This is a genomic window from Streptomyces sp. NPDC092045, from assembly GCF_044756005.1.
Classification (GTDB): Bacteria; Actinomycetota; Actinomycetes; order Streptomycetales; family Streptomycetaceae; genus Streptomyces.
This window is the reverse complement of the sequence record NZ_JBIVSC010000003.1, coordinates 272,103-294,262: the sequence shown is the minus strand read 5'-3', so window position 1 is coordinate 294,262 and position 22,160 is coordinate 272,103. Positions and strand designations below refer to the sequence as shown.

The 22,160-nt window shown below is 71.7% G+C and carries 12 protein-coding genes; 11 read left to right on the top strand and 1 reads right to left on the bottom strand.

What is annotated here, in order from left to right; all coding sequences use genetic code 11:
* Positions 1-657 precede the first annotated feature (657 nt).
* On the top strand, positions 658-1,080 hold the full coding sequence (locus ACIQKA_RS11420; protein ID WP_383153880.1) for a secondary thiamine-phosphate synthase enzyme YjbQ: 423 nt from the start codon (positions 658-660) through the stop codon (positions 1,078-1,080).
* On the opposite strand, the gene ACIQKA_RS11415 is transcribed toward ACIQKA_RS11420, so the two are convergent.
* Positions 1,053-3,323 (bottom strand): MMPL family transporter, encoded by a 2,271-nt coding sequence (locus ACIQKA_RS11415; RefSeq protein ID WP_402540746.1) that lies wholly within the window; start codon positions 3,321-3,323, stop codon positions 1,053-1,055. The genes ACIQKA_RS11420 and ACIQKA_RS11415 overlap by 28 nt on opposite strands.
* 502 nt (positions 3,324-3,825) lie before the next feature.
* Here ACIQKA_RS11415 and ACIQKA_RS11410 point away from each other — a divergent pair.
* From ACIQKA_RS11410 to ACIQKA_RS11365, 10 genes are all read left to right on the top strand, one after another.
* Positions 3,826-4,911 (top strand): sensor histidine kinase, encoded by a 1,086-nt coding sequence (locus ACIQKA_RS11410; protein WP_402540745.1) that lies wholly within the window; start codon positions 3,826-3,828, stop codon positions 4,909-4,911.
* Positions 4,908-5,585: a response regulator gene (locus ACIQKA_RS11405; RefSeq protein WP_383446916.1), complete on the top strand. Its 678-nt coding sequence runs from the start codon at positions 4,908-4,910 to the stop codon at positions 5,583-5,585. Before ACIQKA_RS11410 ends, ACIQKA_RS11405 begins: the two co-directional genes overlap by 4 nt.
* Before the next feature lie 627 nt (positions 5,586-6,212).
* Positions 6,213-6,653 (top strand): hypothetical protein, encoded by a 441-nt coding sequence (locus ACIQKA_RS11400; protein WP_383153901.1) that lies wholly within the window; start codon positions 6,213-6,215, stop codon positions 6,651-6,653.
* A gap of 361 nt (positions 6,654-7,014) precedes the next feature.
* Complete coding sequence (locus ACIQKA_RS11395; protein WP_383153890.1) at positions 7,015-8,025, top strand: LacI family DNA-binding transcriptional regulator; 1,011 nt, start codon at positions 7,015-7,017, stop codon at positions 8,023-8,025.
* Between the two features lie 498 nt (positions 8,026-8,523).
* Positions 8,524-11,895 carry a CARDB domain-containing protein gene (locus ACIQKA_RS11390; RefSeq protein WP_402540744.1) on the top strand — a complete coding sequence of 1,124 codons (3,372 nt, stop codon included), beginning with the start codon at positions 8,524-8,526 and terminating at the stop codon, positions 11,893-11,895.
* Between the two features lie 297 nt (positions 11,896-12,192).
* On the top strand, positions 12,193-16,482 hold the full coding sequence (locus ACIQKA_RS11385) for a discoidin domain-containing protein (protein ID WP_402540743.1): 4,290 nt from the start codon (positions 12,193-12,195) through the stop codon (positions 16,480-16,482).
* A 348-nt stretch (positions 16,483-16,830) separates the two neighbouring features.
* Complete coding sequence (locus ACIQKA_RS11380) at positions 16,831-18,249, top strand: extracellular solute-binding protein (RefSeq protein ID WP_402540742.1); 1,419 nt, start codon at positions 16,831-16,833, stop codon at positions 18,247-18,249.
* 122 nt (positions 18,250-18,371) lie between these two features.
* Positions 18,372-19,331, top strand: coding sequence for a carbohydrate ABC transporter permease (locus tag ACIQKA_RS11375; protein ID WP_383154881.1), 960 nt, complete (start codon positions 18,372-18,374; stop codon positions 19,329-19,331).
* Between the two features lie 16 nt (positions 19,332-19,347).
* Complete coding sequence (locus tag ACIQKA_RS11370) at positions 19,348-20,223, top strand: carbohydrate ABC transporter permease (RefSeq protein ID WP_383154879.1); 876 nt, start codon at positions 19,348-19,350, stop codon at positions 20,221-20,223.
* A gap of 119 nt (positions 20,224-20,342) precedes the next feature.
* A complete protein-coding gene (locus ACIQKA_RS11365) occupies positions 20,343-21,953 on the top strand; it encodes a glycoside hydrolase family 13 protein (protein ID WP_402540741.1) in 1,611 nt (536 codons plus the stop codon).
* Positions 21,954-22,160 lie beyond the last annotated feature (207 nt).

Here is a 22,160-nt window from a genome sequence, read left to right as displayed (position 1 = left end):
CGGAGCGTGCGGGATGCGCAAGGTGTCGCATGAGCGAGTCCTCACAGCGAGGGCACACCACGAGGATGTGCCGACCGGACGGAATCGCTCCCACTGGGTCCGGCAGACCGTAGCGCCAACGGCGGCCGAGGAGAAGAGGGGCGGGGCAAATTCCCCGCCGTCCGCGTTCGACTCTTCGCACGGCTTGACGCCGTTGCGTCCCGACTGCACAGTGGGAGCGCTCCCACTGGTTCAGGACTTGTCTTCAAGCGCACCCCCGCCCTCCCCGCGAAGCCCTCCCCACCGGCCCCTCCCCTCGACACCGGCGCTTCCCCTGCACCCCGTTCCCTCCCCCCGCGCCGTTCCCGCCCTCTCCGAGCCGCGAGGAGAACCGCCCCATGCCGCGCCCCCACCCGCGCCGCCGCCCCGGACCAGGGGCACGGGTGCGCCCCGACCCGCCCGGACAGCCCGTCGCGCCGCGGACCGCCCCGCCGCCCGCGCGCGGGGCGTCGTCGCCGACCTCGCCCGCCGGCCCGACCCCGCGCGCATCCTGGCCCGGGTGGAGCACGGCCCCGTTACGCCCGCGCAGGCCGGCCCGCCGCCGCGTCCCCCTGCCCGGCGGGCCGGCCGCCCGCGTGGACAGTTTGAGAGGACCGCGGGGTCGGCCACCATGGAGCCATGAGCCACGGATTCGAAACCCGCACCCTTGACGTCACCACCGGATCGTCGGAGACGGTCCACGACCTGACCCGGGAGTGCGCGTCCTTCCTGGCGGAGGTGGCGCAGGGCCGGGACGGACTCCTCAACGTCTTCGCGCCCCACGCGACCACGGGCATCGCCCTGATCGAGACGGGCGCGGGCAGCGACGACGACCTCCTGTCGGCCCTCCACCGCCTCCTCCCCGCCGACGAACGCTGGCGACACCGCCACGGAAGCCGGGGCCACGGCCGCGACCACGTCCTCCCGGCCCTCGTCCCGCCCCACGCGACCCTCCCCGTGATCGGCGGCGAACTGGCCCTCGGGACGTGGCAGTCGGTGTGTCTGGTGGACACGAACGTCGACAACGCGGACCGTCAGGTCCGGTTGAGCTTCCTCGGATAGTCCGGAAGCGGTCGCGACCGCGAGGGCCCTTCCCCGGCGTACGGAGCGAGCGGCCCGGCGTCCTGCCCGTCCGCGGGCCGGGTCGCGTCGTTCCGGCTTCGCGCCCCGCGCACCGGCCACCACATCGCCCGGCCCAGCAGCGCCGCGGCCGCCGGGACGAGCAGGAGCGATAGGACGAAGGAGGACAGGAGGATGCCCAGCGCCGTGGCGAAGCCCAGCTGGCGGGTGGAGGCGTCCGCGTTCACCGCGAGGCTGCCGAAGGAGGCCGCGAGGACCACACCGGCCGTGGCGACGGCCGGCGCCGTGTGCCGTACCGCACGGGCCACGGCGGCACGGGCCGGGCCCCCGTGGGCCATCTCCTCACGCAGACGGTCGCTGACGAGGATGTTGTAGTCGGTGCCCAGTGCCACGACGAACAGGAACAGCACCAACGGCAGGACGAAGTTCACCCCCGGCTCGCCGCCGGCGTGCTGGAAGACCAGGGCGGAGGCGCCGAACGTCGCCGCGAAGCACAGCCCGACCGAGAGCATCAGCACCACCGGGGCCGCCAGGCTGCGCAGCAGCACCACCAGGATCAGCGCGATCAGTGCCGCGGCCACCGGGAACACCGTCCGGAGGTCCCGGTCGACCGCGGTCGCCACATCGGCGAACACGGCCGCGGTGCCGCCCACGTGTGCGGTGGTACCGGCCGGTGTCGCTTCCCGCACGGCCTGGCGCACGGGTCCGGCCACGAGGTCCCTGGCCCGCTGGGAGCGGGCGTCCTCCGTCAGATAGGCGTCCAGCCGGGCGGCGTTGCGGTCGGTGTCGAGCACGGGAGCGGCCACCTCGCCCACCCCTGGCACCCCGGACAGGGCCCGACGCAGGAAGTCCAGCCCGGCGAGGTCCAGGGGCCGTCCGTCGTCGGCGGTGACGTACACCGTCGTCGGGTCGGACACCCCCGCCGGCAGGGCGTCGGCGATCTCCCGCGCCGTCGCGGCGGCCGCCGTGCCGTGCGGGGTGCCGCCGGTGCCGAAGTCCATGCGGACGCCCGCCATGCCGACCGCGAGCGCGCCGAGGAGGGCGACCGACGCCACGAGGACCAGGAGCGGACGGCGCGCCACCAGCTCCCCGGTACGGGAGGCCGGACCGGTCCGGCCGGTCTTCGAGAGGGTCCGCGAGGGCCAGAACATCCTCCGGCCGGCCACCGCCAGCAGCGCCGGCATCAGGGTCAGGCTCGCCACCAGCATCACCAGTACGGACACCGCCACCGAGGGGCCGAGCACCCGGAACTGCCCGAACGTCGCCACGCCGAGCGTCGCGAAGGCCGCCACGATCGTCAGCGCCGCCGAGGTCACCGCCGTGCCCACCCGTGCGGCCACGTCCGCGGCCACCGGACGGTGGTGTTCCTCCGGGCGCCGTCGCAGCTCCTCCCGGAAGCGGAACAGCAGGAAGAGGAAGTAGTCCACGCCAATGCCGATCAGCACGGTGCCGATCATGCTCGGGGTGCCCGGGTCCAGTTCGAGACCGGTCAGGAGGGCGGCTCCCACGACCGTGCCGGTGGCGGCGCCGCCCACCACGGACACCGCGAACAGGGGGACGAACGCGGCCAGGACGCTGCGGAACACCAGCACGTTGATCAGCACGATCAGTACGACCATCACGAGCCCGACCACCGTCTGCGTGGTCCTCTCCGCGTCCGCGCGGTCCACCACGTCCGCCAGGCCGCCGGTGAACCCGGTGCGCAGCCCGGCCTCGCCGAACTCCTGCTCGGCCCGGTCGTGGAGGACCCGGTACACGGAGTGCATGCCGGGATCGGTGGAGTTGCCCCGCAGCCGTACGCCGAGCAGCGCGAACGACCCGTCCGGGGCGGTCGTCACCAGTGCCACGCGGGGGACCTGGGAGTAGTCCTCGGAGATCCCCCGTATCTGTTCGTCCGTCCACGGCATCTCCACGCGCGTGGCGCTCAGTTCACGCGCCACGCCCTCCACGCGCTTCCTGTCCGCGTCCTCCAGCGGCCTGCCGTCGCGCCGCGCCACCAGCACCGTCACCGCGTCGGCGTCGGGCTCCGCGCCGAACTCCTCCCGGGCGATCCGCAGCGCCGCGGCCGCGTCGTACTCCGGAGGCAGGAAACCGGCGCTGTCCGTGTGCGTCACGCGGAAGACGAGAGCCTGGCCCATGAGCGTCAAGAAGACGCCGACCACCGCCCACACGACGATGACCCGCCATGGTCTGCGGGTCGAGAAACCGGTCAGGGCACGAATCACGGAAGTCCTCCGGGAGGGGTACGGGCGAGGGGTCGCGGGACCGTGAACGCTCGGTGCGGCGCCCCGTGCCGGGTCGTTCCGGCACGTGTCCAGCACATCAGCGGCGCGCGGCCCGCGCCTCGGAGCCGGGGACGAGAAAACCGCTGGGAGCACGGGCCCGCACCGCCCGGCCACTGGGAGCCTGCTCCCGGCCACGGCTCCCTCCCGGCTCCGACGCCACGGCCCCGGCGCACCGGCACCATGGGACACTGGGCGTACGAACCGCAGGTCATCGGGCCGCTGCGGCGGCCCCGGGGAGAGCACGGACGTGCAGGGGGAGGCGGGGATGGGGCGGCGCACGGACGCAACGTGCCCCGATCGGGCGCGGGACCGGGCGAGCGCGTCCGGCGCCGGGCTTCCGGACGACATGACCGGGACGATCTCCGACGGGGCAGGGAAGGGGAGCCGACGGGGAAATCCGGGGCTGTGGAGTCGGCACGACGGACTCGTCGCCATCGGCGCCGTGGCCGTCGACCTCGTGGGCTTCACCGTCACCAGCCAGATGGACCGGGGCCACGTGCCGGCGTCCGGGTGTCTGATCGTGGTCGCCGCCTCGCTGTTCCTCCTGGCACGCCGCCGCGCGCCCCTGTGCGTCCTCGCGTGCGTGCTCGCGGGGAACCTGTTGCTCACCTGGTTCAGCTCCGTGGGCCAGCACTACGGGGCGGCCACCGTCGTCGCCCTCTACACCGCCGTGCGGCACCACAGCGCCGCGGTCGGCGCGGCGGCCGTCACCGGCTGCGTCGCGGTGCTCCAGTTCGTCCGCCCGGGGCTGCCCGCGCCCTCCTTGATGGAGTTCGTCCCCAACGTCGTGTCCGCGCTGTTCGTGGTCGGCGCCGCCGTCGTGGTCGGCCGCTGGCAGCGCAACGCCGAGGCCCGGCGGCGGCTGCTCGCCGAGCGGGCCGTCTCCGACGAACGGCGCCGCATCGCCCGGGAACTGCACGACATCGTCGCCCACCACCTGACCACGATGCAGCTGCTCGCGGGAGGTGCCCGGGCCAACCTGGACCGGGCGCCGGAGGCAGCCCGCGAGGCGCTCGTCACCCTGGAGGGCTCCGGTCGCACCGCCCTGCGCGAGATGCGCCACCTCCTCGACGTGCTCCGGGCCGGCGACGAGAACGACGAGGGCGAGGCGACGGCGCCGCAGCCCGGCATCGGCGACCTCGACCGCATCGTCGGGGACAGCCGCCGCGCGGGCCTTCCCACCACCCTCACCACGGACGGCGACCCGCGGTCGCTTCCGCCCGGTGTCGCCCTCACCGTCTTCCGCATCGTCCAGGAGGCACTCACCAACGCCCTCAGACACGCGGGCGACGGCGCGCACGTCGACGTGCGGCTTACCTTCGCCGTCCACGAGGTACGGGTCGCCGTCACCGACGACGGTCCCCGTCCAGGCCGCCCCGTCGCACGCGGCTCGGGCCACGGACTCATGGGGATGCGCGAACGCGTCGCCCTCCACGGCGGCACCCTGCGGGCGGGGCCGGAGGGCGGGGGATTCGCCGTCCGCGCCCGGCTGCCCCTGCCCACCGACCGTCAGGAGGCGTACGCGTGAGCGCGACCGTGAGGGTCCTCATCGCCGACGACCAGCCGCTCGTCCGACGCGGCCTCGCCCTGATGCTCGCTCCCGAACCGGGTTTCCAGGTCGTGGCCGAGGCCGCGGACGGCGCCGAGGCGGTCCGCCTCGCCCACGAGCACCGGCCCGACGTGGTCGTCATGGACATCCGGATGCCGGTGCTGGACGGCATCGCGGCCACCGAGCGGCTCACCTCCGAACTGCCCGGCTGCCGGGTCCTGGCCCTGAGCACCTTCGACATGGACGAACACGTCGTGGGCGCCCTGAGGGCCGGGGCGTGCGGCTTCCTGCCCAAGGACATCTCGCCCGAGGACCTCGTCGCCGCCCTGCGCGTGGTCCGCGACGGCGAGGCGATCCTCGCCCCGAGACTCCTGACCCGGCTCATCTCCAGGCACGTCACGGCCCCGGACCGCCGGGCGGTGTCCCCGGCACCCTCCGGCGCCGAGGGGCTCACGCCGCGGGAGCGGGAGGTGTGGCGGCTGATCGCCGACGGCTCGGACAACGCGGAGATAGCCGACCGGCTCGGTCTGAGCGCCTCCACCGTGAAGAACCACATCACCGCCCTCTTCGCCAAGCTACGGGTCCGCGACCGGGCCCAGGCGGTCATCGCCGCCTACGAGACGGGCCTGGTGACGGCACGACGGGAGACGTGAGCCACCGGACCGGGACGGGGACCGGCACGCGCGTACGCGGTCCGCGCAGCTGCCCACGACCAAGCGGCGGAGCGGGCCGAAGGGCCGGGGCATCGGCCGGACGGCCACCGTACGGGTCGTCCTTGCGGGGGTCGGTGGACACCAACAAGGACGACCCGGAACGCCGGGTCCGGTCGAGCCTCCTCGGACGGCCCCGGGGCGAGTCCCGGCGCGTGCGTGCTCCGTCCTGCCGCAGGAGCGCCGCCGGCCCGGCCGTGCGGTGGGCGGTACGACGGCATGGTGAGGGGAGACCGGGACGGGATACGTGGTGCGCCGGGCGCGCCCTTCGGACGGGCGGGCGCTCTGGCGCGTCGGCGCGGTAACCGTCGGCGGTGACGCCGAGCGCCGGGCGGGCGCCCGGAGCCGTGAGCCTCCGTCCACTTGAAGTCGCACGTCAAAGGGCTGGTGTGATCGACTGTCGAAGTACTCGCACTGCTCACGGCCGACTGTCTGAGCAGTAGATCGTCCGCCGGCATGGTCGGCACCTGAGTCGGAAGGCGGTCGATGGGATCATTCCGCGCAGAGAGCGTGCCTGGATGCCGCTGATCCGCTCCTGCGTCCCCGATCTGCCGCAATGAAAGGTTGGCCATGTGGGAAGGCTGCATCCCGGTTCTGGGGGCGGAGTCCGAGCCGTTCCTCCGGGAGATCACCGGCTGGGAGATCCCCGGCACAGGGGAGATGGATGTCGAGTCGGAGGGGTACCGCACGTCGGTGCTGCCGTCGGACGGATCCCTGCACATCGAGCTGGCTTTCTCCGATGCGTACGTGGAGTCCGAAGTGATGCCGTACCGGCGGATCGGGCCTGTGCTCCTGAGCCTTGAGGGCGTGCGGTCCCTCGGCATGGAGACCCTCGGGGCCTCGACGGGCCCGCTGTGGAAGCGGATGTTGCAAGGAGATCCCCAGGACGAGCTGCTGCGCATGGCCTGGGATCAAAACGAGGACGTCCTGTATGTGAGGGACGGCGGCACGGTCCTGAGCTGCCGGGGTGGCATGTGGCACTGGCAGATCGGCTTCCGACCACCTGCCTGAACCCAACACCGACTCCGCACCGCCCCAGCCCCTGCCGCCCACCTCCTGCACACCCTGCTCGTGCTGACGAACCTCGAAGTCGACTGCCGACCGATGATCTTCCCCGCGGACTCCCGCCCATGGCCAGCACGAGTATCCCGGGGACCGGTCACACCAGCCCTTTGACCTGCGCCGTCAAGTTGGCGGTGGCTCCGTTCCGTCTCCGTTCCCGCCGTGAACGAACCCCGGGCCCCGGCGCCCCGGCGGAGGCGGGAGCACGGGCCTTCCCGGGGGTCGGGCGTCGGGGCGGAGAGCCTGTCACGCTGCAAGCGTGGCAAGAAATGTGTAACTTCCTGACTCTCTTTGCGCTAGAGTTGCGTTCGTGACGCGACGACTTGCTCTGGTAGCGAAAAAAGTGGGAGTCAGCGAGGCCACGGTCAGCCGAGTTCTCAACGGCAAGCCGGGCGTCTCGGAGGCCACCCGCCAGTCCGTGCTCAGCGCGCTGGACGTCCTCGGCTACGAGCGTCCCACGCAGTTGCGCGGGGAGCGGGCCAGGCTGGTGGGTCTGGTCCTGCCCGAGCTTCAGAACCCCATCTTCCCGGCGTTCGCCGAGGTCATCGGCGGTTCCCTGGCGCAGCAGGGGCTCACGCCCGTGCTCTGCACGCAGACCAAGGGCGGCGTCTCGGAGGCCGACTACGTCGACCTGCTCCTGCAGCAGCAGGTGTCCGGAGTGATCTTCGCCGGAGGCCTCTTCGCGCAGGCGGACGCGCCGCACGAGCACTACCGGCAGCTGGCGGAGCGCAACATTCCCGTCGTGCTCGTCAACGCCCCCATAGAGGAGCTCGACTTCCCCTGCGTCTCCTGCGACGACATCGCCGCGGTCGAGCAGGCGTGGCGCCACCTCTCCTCCCTGGGGCACGAGCGCATCGGCCTGGTCCTCGGCCCCGAGGACCACATCCCCTCGCGCCGGAAGCTGACCGCGGCGCGGGCGGCGGCCGCCGCGGCGGGAACGGAGCTGTCGGAGGAGGCAGTGGAACGCTCGATGTTCTCGCTCGAAGGGGGACAGGCGGCCGCGGGCCGGCTCTGGGACCGGGGCGTGACCGGAGTCATCTGCGCGAGCGACCCGCTGGCCCTGGGTGCCATCCGGGCCGCCCGCCGGCGCGGGCTCGCCGTTCCCGGGGACGTGTCCGTGCTCGGGTTCGACGACTCGGCGTTCATGAACTGCACCGAGCCGCCGCTGTCGACGGTCCGGCAGCCGATCGAGGCGATGGGGCGGGCGGCCGTGGACCTGCTGTGCGCCCAGATCCAGGGATCGCAGACCCACCCCGGCGAGCTGCTCTTCGAGCCGGAGCTCGTGGTGCGGGGCTCGACCGCGCCGCCGTCCAGCGCCTGATCCGAGTCCGCCGGAGCCCCTCCGCGCCCACGCCCACCCGAGGGCCAGACCTGATGGTCTGGCCCTTTTCGGCGCGCCCGCGCACCGATGCGGCGCCCGCGCACCGGTTTCGCGCGCCCGCGTACTGGTTCGGCGTGTCCTGCGCCGGTCCGGCGTGCCCGCGCCCCGGTTTCGCGTGCCCACGCGCCCGGGAGCCACTCCGACGACCTCCCCGTCGCCGAGCCCTCCCAACGGCCGGTTGTGTCGGCCCCGTTGACAAAGCGGTGACCTGGCGGAAACCTGTCACCTGGTCATCGCAAAAGATTGACTGAACAGCTCAAAAAGCCTTGCTTGCACTTGGATGTTCCCTCTTTGGGCGCGAAAGGTGCTGTGCGAGGACCCTGTCGACGTTTGCCCGGTGTATACGTCCCCAGGCCCGTCCTCCTTCCCCGGCGCTGTTCACGCCGTCGGCGGGGCGAGTCGCGGCCGGCCGTCCGGGCGAGGAATCAAGAGGACTTCATGCGATCGAGAAACCACGGGCGGCGAGTGATCGTCGGCTCGGTGATGGCGGGCCTGATGGGCGTGGGGATGCTGCCCGCCCCCGCCCACGCCGCCGAGGGCCCCAACCTCGCCCTGGGCAGGCCCGCGACCGCGGGCGGCACGAACGGAGGCTACGTCGCCGCCCACGTGACCGACGGGAGCCAGGCGTCCTACTGGGAGGGCCCCAACGGGTCGTTCCCCCAGTGGGTGCAGGTCGACCTGGGGGCCAGTGCCCAGGTCGACCGGGTCGCACTGAAGCTGCCGACCTCCTGGGGCTCCCGCGTCCAGACGCTGAGCGTCCTCGGCAGCACGAACGGGTCCTCCTTCGCCGCGCTCTCCGGATCCGGGGCGCGCACCTTCGACCCGGCCGCCGCCAACACGGTCAGCATCCCCGTCACCGCGACCACGGCCCGCTACATCCGCGTCCAGGTGGCCGCCAACACCGGATGGAACGCGGCCCAGTTGTCCGAGCTGGAGGTCTTCGGCGAGGCCGGCGGCGGCCCGGTCGACCCGCCGCCGACCGGCACCGACCTGGCACGTGGCAAACCGATCGAGGCCTCCTCGGTCACCCAGTCGTACGTGGCCGCCCACGCCAACGACGGGAACACCGGCACCTACTGGGAGTCGGCCGGCCTCCCCGCGACCCTGACCGCGAAGCTCGGCGCCGACGCCGACGTCGAAGCGGTCCGGATCAAGCTCAACCCCGACCAGGCGTGGGGGCCGCGCACCCAGGCCGTCGAGGTGCTCGGACGCGAGCAGTCGGCGTCCGGCTTCACGACGCTCAAGGCCCGCGCCGATTACCGGTTCAGCCCGTCCTCGGGCGCCAACACGGTCACCGTCCCGGTGACCGGCCGCTACGCCGACGTGCAGCTCAAGTTCTTCGCCAACAACGGCGCTCCCGGCGCCCAGGTCGCCGAGTTCGAGGTGGTGGGCGCCGCCGCCCCGAACCCGGACCTCACCGTCACCGACCTCGCGTGGACCCCCTCCTCCCCCTCGGAGACGGACCCCGTCGAGGTCAGCGCCACCGTCCGCAACGCCGGGACCGCCGCCTCGCCGGCCACCTCCGTCGACGTCAGCCTCGAAGGCGCCGTGGCGGGCGGCGCGCAGGTCGGCGCGCTCGCCGCCGGCGCCTCCACGACCGTCAGGATCCCCGTCGGCAGGAAGGCGATGGGCAGCTACACCGTGTCCGCCGTCGTCGACCCGGCGAACACCGTCGTGGAGCAGGACGACACCAACAACAGCAGGACCGGTTCCACCAAGCTGGTCGTCGGCCAGGCGCCCGGCCCCGACCTCACGGTCACCGCGATCACCCCGAACCCGTCCTCCCCGGCGGTCGGCGCGCAGGTCTCCTTCACGGCCACGGTCCAGAACCGGGGCACCGCCGGCGTCCCCGCCGGCACCGTCACCCGCCTCGCGGCCGGCACCACCACCCTCAACGGGACCACCCCGGCGATCGCCGCCGGACAGTCGGTCGCCGTACCGCTCTCCGGCACCTGGACCGCCGCGAGCGGCGGAGTCACCCTCACCGCGACGGCCGACGCCACCGCGATCGTGGCCGAGACCAACGAGAACAACAACGTCTTCGGCCGCTCCCTGGTCGTCGGCCGCGGCGCCGCCGTCCCCTACACGGAGTACGAGGCGGAGGACGCCCGCTACCAGGGGACCCTGCTCACCGCCGATGCCACGCGGACCTTCGGCCACACCAACTTCGCCACCGAGTCCTCCGGCCGCAAGTCGGTCCGGCTGAACTCCACCGGCGAGTACGTGGAGTTCACCTCCACCAACGCGGCCAACTCCCTCGTCGTGCGCAACTCGATCCCCGACGCCCCCGGCGGCGGCGGACGGGAGGCCACGCTCAGCCTGTACGCCGACGGGCAGTTCGTGCGGAAGCTGACGCTCTCCTCCAAGCACAGCTGGCTCTACGGCACCACCGACGATCCGGAGGGGCTCAGCAACACCCCGGGCGCCGACGCCCGCCGCCTGTTCGACGAGTCCAACGCCCTGCTGGCCCGGTCCTACCCGGCCGGCACCAAGTTCCGGCTCCAGCGGGACGCGGGCGACACCGCCTCCTTCTACATCATCGACCTCATCGACCTGGAGCAGGTCGCGCCCCCGGCCGCCCAGCCGGCCGGCTGCGTCTCGATCACGAACTACGGCGCGGTGCCCAACGACGGCCTCGACGACACCGACGCGATCCAGCGCGCCGTGACCGCCGACCAGAACGGCGAGATCCCCTGCGTGTGGATCCCGGCGGGCCAGTGGCGCCAGGAGCAGAAGATCCTGACCGACGACCCGCTGAACCGGGGCAACTACAACACCGTCGGCATCCGCGACGTGACCATCCGGGGCGCCGGCATGTGGCACTCGCAGCTCTACACCCTCACCCCGCCGCACCAGGCGGGCGGCATCAACCACCCGCACGAGGGCAACTTCGGCTTCGACATCGACCACAACACGCAGATCTCCGACATCGCGATCTTCGGCTCCGGCACCATCCGCGGCAACAACGCCGACGAGGAGGGCGGCGTCGGCCTCAACGGGCGCTTCGGCAAGAACACGAAGATAAACAACGTCTGGATCGAGCACGCCAACGTCGGCGTCTGGGCCGGCCGCGACTACACCAACATCCCCGAGCTGTGGGGACCGGGCGACGGCGTCGAGTTCTCGGGGATGCGCATTCGCAACACCTACGCCGACGGCATCAACTTCGCCAACGGCACCCGCAACTCCACCGTCTTCAACTCGTCCTTCCGCAACAACGGCGACGACGCGCTGGCCGTCTGGGCCAGCAAGTACGTCAAGGACACCTCGGTGGACATCGGCTCGAACAACCACTTCCGCAACAACACGATCCAGCTGCCCTGGCGGGCCAACGGCATCGCGGTCTACGGCGGGTTCGGCAACACCATCGAGAACAACATCATCTCCGACACCATGAACTACCCCGGCATCATGCTGGCGACCGACCACGACCCGCTGCCCTTCTCCGGGCAGACCCTCATCTCCAACAACGCCCTGTACCGCACGGGCGGCGCGTTCTGGAACGAGGACCAGGAGTTCGGCGCCATCACCCTGTTCGCGCAGGGCCAGCCCATCCCCGGCGTCACCGTCAAGGACACGGACATCGTCGACTCCACCTACGACGGCATCCAGTTCAAGACCGGCGGCGGCGAGGTGCCGAACGTGAAGATCACCAACGTCCGCATCGACAAGTCGAACAACGGCTCCGGCATCCTCGCGATGAGCGGCGCCCGAGGCAGCGCCACCCTGTCGAACGTGACGATCACCGACTCGGCCCAGGGCGACATCCTGGTCGAGCCCGGATCCCAGTTCGTCATCACCCGCCCGTGACGCCGTCGACGGCGCCCGAGGCGCCGTGACGAGGAGGTCCGGCCGCGGCGGTGGCCGGACCCCCGCCCCTCCCGTACGTCCCGACGACCCCGTAGCCCCTCGTGCGCGGGGCCTTCGGCATGCCCTCGTGCGCCACGGCGGACCGGGAGAAGCCCGCCGTCGCGAGATGTAGACGCGTTGGCAATTCTCTGCAACTCTCTGACCGCTCGCAGCAAATTGACGACATGTGCGAGCCGGAGTCCCACCCGACGAGCCGCGCCACGCAGCCATCGCCTGCGGGGCCGAGATCGAGGACAGATGAAACTGCACAGCTGGAGATCACGGGGCACGAGCGCCGTGATCGCGACGAGCCTCCTGGCGCTGGGGGGTCCCCTCATGGCCGCCCAGGCCGCCGGAGGCCCCAACATCGCGCTGGGCGATCCCGCGGCGGCCGCCAGCGCGCTGCCGGAGTACGGCGCCGCGAACGTCACCGACGGCAACCAGGGCACGTACTGGCAGAGCTCCGGGTCGGGCCTGCCGCAGTGGGTGCAGACCGACCTCGGCACGAGCACCCGCATCGACGAGGTCGTCCTGAAGCTCCCGGCGGGCTGGGAGAGCCGCAACCAGACGCTGTCCGTCCAGGGCAGCGCCGACGGCACCAGCTTCTCCACCCTGAAGAGCTCGGCCACCTACACCTTCAGCCCGGGCTCCGGCAACACCGTCACGGTGGGCTTCCCGGCCGCCCAGGCCCGATTCGTGCGCGTCGACATCACCGCCAACACCGGCTGGCGGGCCGCCCAGCTGTCCGAGCTGGAGGTGCACGGAGCCGACAGCACCTCGGCGAACCTCGCCGCGGGCAGGGCCCTGACCGCCAGCAGCCACACCGAGGTGTACGCGGCGGGCAACGCCAACGACGGCGACAAGGCGACCTACTGGGAGAGCCGGAACAACGAGCTGCCCCAGTGGCTCCGGGCCGACCTCGGCTCCTCCGTCCGCGTCGACCGCGTCGTCCTGCGCCTGCCCGACAACTGGGGCGCGCGCAGCCAGACCCTGAAGATCCAGGGCAGCGACAACGGCACGGACTTCACCGACCTCACCGCGTCGAAGGCGTACGAGTTCGCGCCGTCCGCCCGGAACACCGTGACGATCCCGTTCGGCGCGACCACCACCCGGTACGTCCGGGTCCTGGTCACGGCGAACACCGTGCAGCCGGCCGCCCAACTGTCCGAGCTGGAGGTCTACGGCCCGGGCACCGGGGACACGCAGGCGCCGACGGCCCCGGCGAACCTGGCGTTCACCGAGCCCGCGACCGGCCAGGTGAGGCTGACCTGGACCGCCGCCACGGACAACACCGCCGTCACCGGGTACGACATCTACGCGAACAACACGCTCCTGACGAGCGTGGCGGGGAACGTCACCACGTACACGGACAGCCGTCCGGCCCACCAGACGGTGACCTACCACGTGCGGGCCAAGGACGCGGCCGGCAACCAGTCCGCCAACAGCAACGCCGTCACCCGGCAGGGCGACACCGGGGACACGCAGGCGCCGACGGCCCCGGCGAACCTGGCGTTCACGGAAGCGACCTCCGGGCAGGTGAGGCTGGCCTGGGGCGCCTCCTCCGACAACACCGGTGTCACGGGGTACGACGTGTACGCGAACAACACGCTCCTGACGAGCGTGGCGGGGAACGTCACCACGTACACGGACAGCCGTCCGGCCCACCAGACGGTGACCTACCACGTGCGGGCCAAGGACGCGGCGGGCAACCAGTCGGTCAACAGCAACACCGTCACCCGCAACGGCAGCGGCTCCACGGGCTCCAACCTGGCCGTCGGCAAGCCGATCAGCGCCTCCTCGACGGTCCACGGCTTCGTCGCGGCGAACGCCAACGACAACGACACCGGCACCTACTGGGAGGGCGCGGGCGGCAGCTACCCCAACACCCTCACCGTCGGGCTCGGCTCCAACGCCGACCTCGACCGGCTCGTCCTGAAGCTCGACCCGGCCACCGCCTGGGCCGCGCGCAACCAGACCGTCGAGGTCCTCGGGCGCGAGCAGAGCGCCCCGGGCTTCACCAGCCTGGTCGCCGCGAAGAGCTACGCCTTCGACCCGGCCGGCGGGAACACCGTGACCGTCCCGGTCACCGCCCGCGTCGCCGACGTCCAGCTCAGGTTCACCGCCAACACCGGCTCCTCGGCGGGCCAGCTCGCCGAGTTCCAGGTGATCGGCGTGCCCGCGCCCAACCCGGACCTGGAGGTGACCGGCCTGACCACCACGCCGGCCGCCCCGGTCGAGTCGGACCGGATCACGGTGAGCGCCACCGTCCGCAACAGCGGCCCGGCCGCCGCTCCGGCCAGCGCCGTCGCGCTGCGCCTGGGCGGCACCAAGGTCGCCACCGCCCAGGTCGGCGCCCTCGCCGCCGGGGCGCAGACCACCGTCAGCGCCTCCATCGGCGCGCGGGAGGCCGGCTCGTACGAGCTGAGCGCGGTCGCGGACGAGGCGAACGCGGTCGTCGAGCAGAACGAGTCCAACAACACCCTCACCAGCCCCACCCCGCTCGTGGTCAAGCCGGTCACCAGCCCCGACGTGGTCACCGCCTCGGTCACGACCACCCCGTCCAGCCCGTCCGCCGGTGACGCCGTCTCCTTCCGGGCGACCGTGCGGAACCAGGGCAACGAGGCCACCTCGGCGGGCGGCCACGCCGTCACCCTGAACCTGCTCGACAAGCAGGGCGCCACGGTCAAGACCCTGACCGGCTCGTACGGCGGCAGCCTCGCCGCCGGTGCCTCGACCGTGGTGACCCTCGGCCCGTGGACCGCCGTCAACGGCTCGTACACCGTGCGGACGGTCCTCGCCGACGACGCCGGCGAACTGCCGGTCAAGGGCGCCAACAACACCGCCTCCCAGCCGCTCTTCGTCGGGCGCGGCGCCAACATGCCGTACACCACGTACGAGGCGGAGGACGGCACCGTCGGCGGCGGCGCCACCGTCGTCGGGCCCAACCGCACCGTCGGCGACCTCGCGGGCGAGGCCTCCGGCCGCAGGGCCGCCCACCTGGACGCGACCGGCGAGTACGTCGAGTTCACCACCCGCGCCGCCACCAACACCCTGGTCACCCGCTTCTCCATCCCGGACGCCCCGGGCGGCGGCGGCATCGACTCCACGATCAACGTCTACGTCGACGGCGTCTTCAAGAAGGCGCTCCCGCTGACCTCGAAGTACGCCTGGCTGTACGGTTCCGAGATCGCGCCCGGCAACTCTCCGGGCTCCGGAGGCCCGCGCCACGTCTACGACGAGGCGCACCTGCTCCTCGGCGAGACCGTCCCGGCCGGCAGCAGGATCCGGCTCCAGAAGGACGCCGCCAACGGCGCCGCGTACTACGCGATCGACTTCGTCGACCTGGAGCAGGTCGCCCCGGTCGCGAACCCGGACCCGGCGGCGTACACCGTCCCGGCCGGCTTCACCCACCAGGACGTGCAGAACGCCCTGGACAGGGTCCGCATGGACACCACCGGCAGGCTCACCGGCGTCTACCTGCCGCCGGGCGACTACCAGACGTCCAGCAAGTTCCAGGTGTACGGCAAGGCGGTCCAGGTGGTCGGCGCCGGGCCCTGGTACACGAAGTTCCACGCGCCCTCGACCCAGGACAACACCGACGTCGGCTTCCGCGCCGAGGCGGCGGCGAAGGGCTCGCTCTTCAAGGGCTTCGCCTACTTCGGCAACTACACCTCGCGGATCGACGGCCCGGGCAAGGTGTTCGACTTCGCGAACGTCACCGACATCGTGATCGACGACATCTGGAACGAGCACATGGTGTGCCTCTACTGGGGCGCCAACGCGGACCGGATCACGATCAGGAACTCCCGGATCCGCAACATGTTCGCCGACGGCGTCAACATGACCAACGGCTCCACGGACAACCACGTCGTCAACAACGACGCCCGGGCCACCGGAGACGACAGCTTCGCGCTGTTCTCCGCGATCGACGCCGGCGGCGCCGACATGAAGAACAACGTCTACGAGAACCTCACCAGCACGCTCACCTGGCGGGCCGCGGGCCTCGCCGTCTACGGCGGCTACAGCAACACCTTCCGCAACATCCACATCGCCGACACCCTGGTCTATTCCGGCGTCACCATCTCCTCGCTCGACTTCGGTTACGCCATGAACGGCTTCGGCACCGAGCCCACGACCTTCGAGAACATCTCGGTGGTCCGGGCGGGCGGCCACTTCTGGGGCAACCAGACCTTCCCCGGCATCTGGCTCTTCTCCGCCTCCAAGGTCTTCCAGGGGATCAGGGTCAACCACGTCGACATCGTCGACCCCACCTACAGCGGCATCATGTTCCAGACCAACTACGTGGGCGGACAGCCGCAGTTCCCGATCAAGGACACCGTCCTCACGGACATCTCCGTCACCGGGGCCCGCAAGAGCGGCGACGCCTGGGACGCCAAGTCCGGCTTCGGCCTCTGGGCCAACGAGATGCCCGAGTCGGGGCAGGGTCCCGCCGTCGGCGAGGTGACCTTCAACGGGCTGCGGATGAACGGCAACGCCGTCGACATCCGCAACAACACCTCCACCTTCAAGATCGACATCAACCCGTGATCCGCCCTCCCGCGGACGTCTCCCGCGGGTGACCGCGGCCGGTCCGGGCCCTCGTCCGGGGCCCGGACCGGCCGCGGCGCCCCGGCGCGCCCCGACGCGCTCCCGCGGCCGGCACGGGCCGCCGGGGCCCCGGCGCGCCTCCGTGCGAGCCGCGGTCCTGTCGACCAGGTACATGCCGGTCACGTTTCGATTACGCTCTACTGTCGCACAATTGCGAAATCAGCGCGAGATATTGCGTTCACTTGTTGGTGGTGGTTGAGTGTGCCGCACCCCCGCAACGTCACCGGCGGTGGGGAGACCTCCCGTTCACGCATCGCTTTCCTCATCCATGCCCGAAGGGGTCCACTCATGAGAAGTGCCCGGTTCCGCCGCAGCCGTCGTGCCGCCGCGATCACCCTCGTCTCCGCCCTGTCGCTGACCGCGCTCGCGGCCTGCGGCACGAGCAGCAGCAGCGACGACAGCAACGACGGATCCCAGCAGAACGGCTCGTCCGACCCGACGGCGCCGCTGGACCCCAGGACGAAGGTCACGCTCACGATCGACTGCATGCCGCCCACGGCGAAGGCGGCCGAGCTCAAGGAGTGGAAGGAGGACGTCGCCGAGTTCAACAAGACGTACCCGAACGTCACCATCGAGGGCCGCTCCACCCCCGGTCAGTGCCTGGAGCCCCCGCGCTTCACCGCGATGCTCAAGGCCAAGTCGCAACCGGACGTGTTCTACACGTACTTCACCGACCTGCCGCAGGTCCTCGACAACGACGGCGCCGCCGACATCAGCGCGTACGTCAACGACAAGACCGTGCCGCTCCTCAAGGACATCGACCCCGGCGTCCTCGGCTCGCTCAAGAACGACGGCAAGCTGTACGGCCTGCCCACCAGCAACTACACCATGGGCCTGCTGATCAACCGCAAGCTCTTCAAGGACGCCGGGCTCGACCCCGACGCCCCGCCGCGCACCTGGGACGAGGTCCGCGCCGCCGCCAAGAAGATCGCCGGCCTCGGCAACGGGACCGCCGGCTTCGGCGAGTACAGCGCGGGCAACACCGGCGGCTGGCACTTCACCGCCCAGATGTACAGCGTCGGCGGCGACGTCGTCGACGCGAGCGGCAGGAAGGCCGCCTTCAACGACGACCTCGGCAGGCAGGTCGCGAAGAACCTCCACGCCATGCGCTGGGAGGACGACTCCATGGGCAAGACCCAGCTCCTCCAGTGGGGCGACCTCCAGAAGCAGATCGCCACCGACAAGCTCGGCATGTTCCTCGCCGCGCCCGACGACATCGCCTACATGGTCCAGCAACTCGGCGCCCAGTACGAGAACTTCGGCATGGGACCGATCCCCGGCGGCAAGAACACGCTCGCCGGCGGCAACAACTACATGATCAAGAAGGGCATCTCCGGCGACAAGATCAAGGCCGCGATCGCCTGGCTCAACTTCAAGAACCTCACCGTCGGCAAGGGCCAGTTCGACTGGGCCCGCACCAAGGCCGACGAGCTGCCCGTCGGCATCCCGCAGCCCAACTTCTGGCTGAACGAATCCAAGACCCGGGACGACGCCGCCCGCGTGGAGCACGCCACCATGCCGGTCGCCAACTTCAAGACCTTCATGGACAACCCGGTCGCCGGCAAGGCCGAGCCCCCGAAGGCCCAGGAGGTCTACAAGGTCCTCGACAACGTCATGTCCGGCATCCTCACCAACAAGGACGCCGACATCGACAAGCTCCTCTCGACCGCGGAGACGCAGGTCAACCAGGTCCTCGCCCACCAGTGACCGGTCGGGCGCGGGGCGGGCGCACGCCCGCCCCCGCCCAGCGGGACCGGCCGGCCGCCGCCCCGCACCACCCGCCCGCCCGATCGGGCACCAGAACCGGCAGACAGCACCAAGGAGCGACCATGTCGGCCCCCAGCCCGACCCGGACCAAGGCGGATCCCGCCCGCCCGGCCCCGCCGCGCGAGACGGCGCCCCCGCCCGCCCCCGGCGGCTTCGCCCGCGCCCTGCGGCGCAACCTGACCGCCCACGGCTTCCTCGTCGGCGCGGTCCTCTGCTTCGGCGTCTTCTCCTGGTACCCGATGGTCCGGGAGTTCCTCCTCGCGTTCCAGAAGACGGAGAACGGCCGCACCACCTGGGTCGGCCTCGACAACCTGGTGACGGTCGTCAACGACCCGGCCTTCTGGCAGGCCTGGGGCAACACCGCCCTGTTCACCGCCCTCGCCCTGCTCCTCGGGTTCGCGGTGCCGTTCCTCGTCGCGGTGGTCATCAACGAGTTCCACCACGCCCAGGGCTACCTCCGGCTGCTCGTCTACCTGCCGGTGATGCTGCCGCCCGTCGCCTCGGTCCTGCTCTTCAAGTACCTCTACGACCCCGGCTACGGCCTCCTCAACGAGCTGTTCACCTCGATCGGCCTGCCCGAACAGCAGTGGCTCCAGGACCCGGACCTCTCGATGCTCGCCGTCGTCGTCGCCTCGACCTGGATGAACATGGGCGGCGCGACCCTGATCTACCTCGCCTCGCTCCAGTCCATCCCCGGCGAGCTGTACGAGGCCGCCGAGCTCGACGGCGCCGGACTGCTGCGCAAGATCTGGCACGTCACCATCCCGCAGACCCGGCTCATCCTCTCGCTCATGGCGCTCATGCAGGTCATCGCCACGATGCAGGTCTTCGTGGAGCCGTTCCTGCTCACCGGCGGCGCCGGCCCCGAGGGCTCGACCACCACGGTCGTCCACCTCATCTACCAGTACGCCTTCAACTTCAACGACTACGGTGCCGCGGCGGCGCTCGGCCTGCTCCTGCTCGTACTGCTCGCCGGATTCTCGGCCGTGTACGTCAGGCTCAGCCGCGCCGAGGACGAATAGGACCGGAGACCCAGCCATGTCCACACGCACGCTCATCTCGCCGGCCGTCCTCGCCAGGCCCCGGGGCAAGATCCTCTACCGGACCGTCCTCACCGCCGTCGTCCTCCTGTTCACCCTGGTCTTCCTCGGCCCCCTCTACTGGCTCGTGTCCAGCGGCTTCAAGGACGCCCAGGAGGTCATCCAGACCCCGCCCACCCTGGTCCCGAACACCTTCGAGCCGGAGAACTACTCACGGGCCTGGGAGGTCATGGACCTCTCCACCCTCCTCTTCAACACCCTCTACTACGCCTTCGGCGCCCTCGCCTTCCAACTGGTCCTCGACGTGGCGGCCGCCTACTCGCTGTCGAAGCTGCGGCCCGTGTTCGGCAAGGCGATCCTCGGCATGATGCTCGCCACGCTGATGATCCCGGCGACCGTCCTCGTCGTCCCGCAGTACCTGACCGTGCTCGACGTACCGGTCGTCGAGCGCAACCTGCTGAACACGCCGTGGGCGATCTGGCTCCCGGCCGTCACGAACGCCTTCAACATCTTCCTGCTCAAGCGGTTCTTCGACTCCATCCCCAAGGAGCTGCTCGACGCGGCCTCGATGGACGGCGCCTCGCCCACGCGGGTGCTGTGGTCGATCGTGCTGCCGATCTCCCGGCCCATCCTCGGCGTGGTGTCGATCTTCGCGGTCGTCGGGGTCTGGAAGGACTTCCTCTGGCCGATGCTCACCCTGCCCGACCCGTCGAAGCAGACCCTCAACGTGGGGATCTACTCGCTCTCCAACGGCGTCCCGGTGAACGTCCTGATCGCCGCGCTCACCATCGCCTCCCTCCCCACGCTGCTGATCTTCCTGGTCTTCCAGCGGAACATCATGAGCGGCCTCACCGCCGGCGGCCTCAAGGGCTGACCGGCCCCGCCCCGCCCGGCCCCCGGGCCACCACCCCATAAGCCTTCGCCGCCGGCCCGTTCGCCGCCCCGCCACCGGGGCCGGCGGCGAAGAACCGCCCTGCCCGAAAGGAACGTCCCGTGGCAGCCCCTCAACCGCCCCGCACCGACGACTGGTGGCGCGACGCCGTCATCTACCAGGTGTACCCACGCAGCTTCGCCGACGGCGACGGCGACGGCACCGGGGACCTCGCGGGCGTCCGGGCGAGACTGCCCCACCTCGCCGAACTCGGCGTCGACGCCGTCTGGTTCACCCCCTGGTACGCCTCCCCGATGGTGGACGGCGGCTACGACGTCGCCGACTACCGGGCCATCGACCCGGCCTTCGGCACCCTCGACGAGGCCGAGAAGCTCATCGCCGAAGCGGCCGGACTCGGCCTGCGCGTCATCGTCGACATCGTGCCCAACCACGTCTCCGACCGGCACGCCTGGTTCCGGGAGGCCCTCGCCGCCGGCCCCGGCAGCCCCGAGCGGGAACGCTTCCACTTCCGCCCGGGACGCGGCGAGCACGGCGAACTCCCGCCCAACGACTGGCCCTCGCAGTTCTCCGGGAACACCTGGACCCGGGTCCCCGACGGCGAGTGGTACCTCCACCTCTTCACCCCGGAACAGCCCGACCTCAACTGGGCCCACCCCGACGTCCGCCGCGAGCACGAGGACGTCCTGCGCTTCTGGTTCGCGCGCGGCGTCGCCGGCGTGCGGATCGACTCGGCCGCCCTCCTCACCAAGGACCCCGACCTCCGGGACTTCACCGAGGGCGTCGACCCCCACCCGTACATCGACCTCGACGAGATCCACGACGTCTACCGCTCCTGGCGGGCCATCGCCGACGAGTACGGCGGCGTCTTCGTCGGCGAGGTCTGGCTGCCCGACGCCGAGCGCTTCGCCCGCTACCTGCGGCCCGACGAACTGCACACCGCCTTCAACTTCAACTTCCTCGCCTGCCCCTGGGACCCGGACCGGCTGCGCCGCACCATCGACGACACCCTCGCCGAACACGCCCCCGTCCACGCCCCCGCCACCTGGGTCCTCTGCAACCACGACGTCACCCGGACGGTCACCCGCTACGGCCGCGAGGACACCGGCTTCGACTTCGCCAAGAAGCGCTTCGGCACCCCCTCCGACCCGGACCTCGGCACCCGCCGGGCCCGCGCCGCCGCCCTGCTCACCCTCGCCCTGCCCGGCTCGGTCTACCTGTACCAGGGCGAGGAACTCGGCCTTCCCGAGGCCGACGTCCCCCGCGACCGCATCCAGGACCCCATGCACGCCCGCTCCGGCGGCACCGACCCGGGCCGCGACGGCTGCCGCGTCCCCCTGCCGTGGGAGGCCGACGCCCCCGCGTACGGCTTCGGCACCGACGCCGGTACGGAACCGTGGCTGCCGCAGCCCGCCGACTGGGCCCGCTACGCCGTCGACCGGCAGGCCGCCGACCCCGGCTCGATGCTCAGCCTCTACCGCACGGCGCTGCGGCTGCGCCGCGGCGAGCCCGGATTCGGCGACGGCCCCCTGGAATGGCTGCCGTCGCCGGACGGAGTCCTGACCTTCGCGCGGGCCGAGAACCTCCTCTGCGCCGTCAACCTCTCCGACCGCCCCGTGCCCCTCCCGCCGCACGCCGACGTCCTGCTGGCCAGCGACGAGCTGCCGGTGGACGGCACCCTCCCCCCGGACACCGCCGTCTGGCTGCGTACCTGACCACGCCGCCGGCGGCGGGACGCCCGGTGCGCGGCTCCCCGGGGGGAGGGGGCCGCGCACCGGGCCCACCGCTCCCACGCTCCGGGCCCGCGCCCGGACGACGCCCGCGCCACGCGGTACGGACCCGCGCCACGCGGCGCACGCGCGCAACGCCTTCTCCCGCGACACCGTCCCGTCCCGTCGCCGGCGGTCGCGATCCGTCCGGAG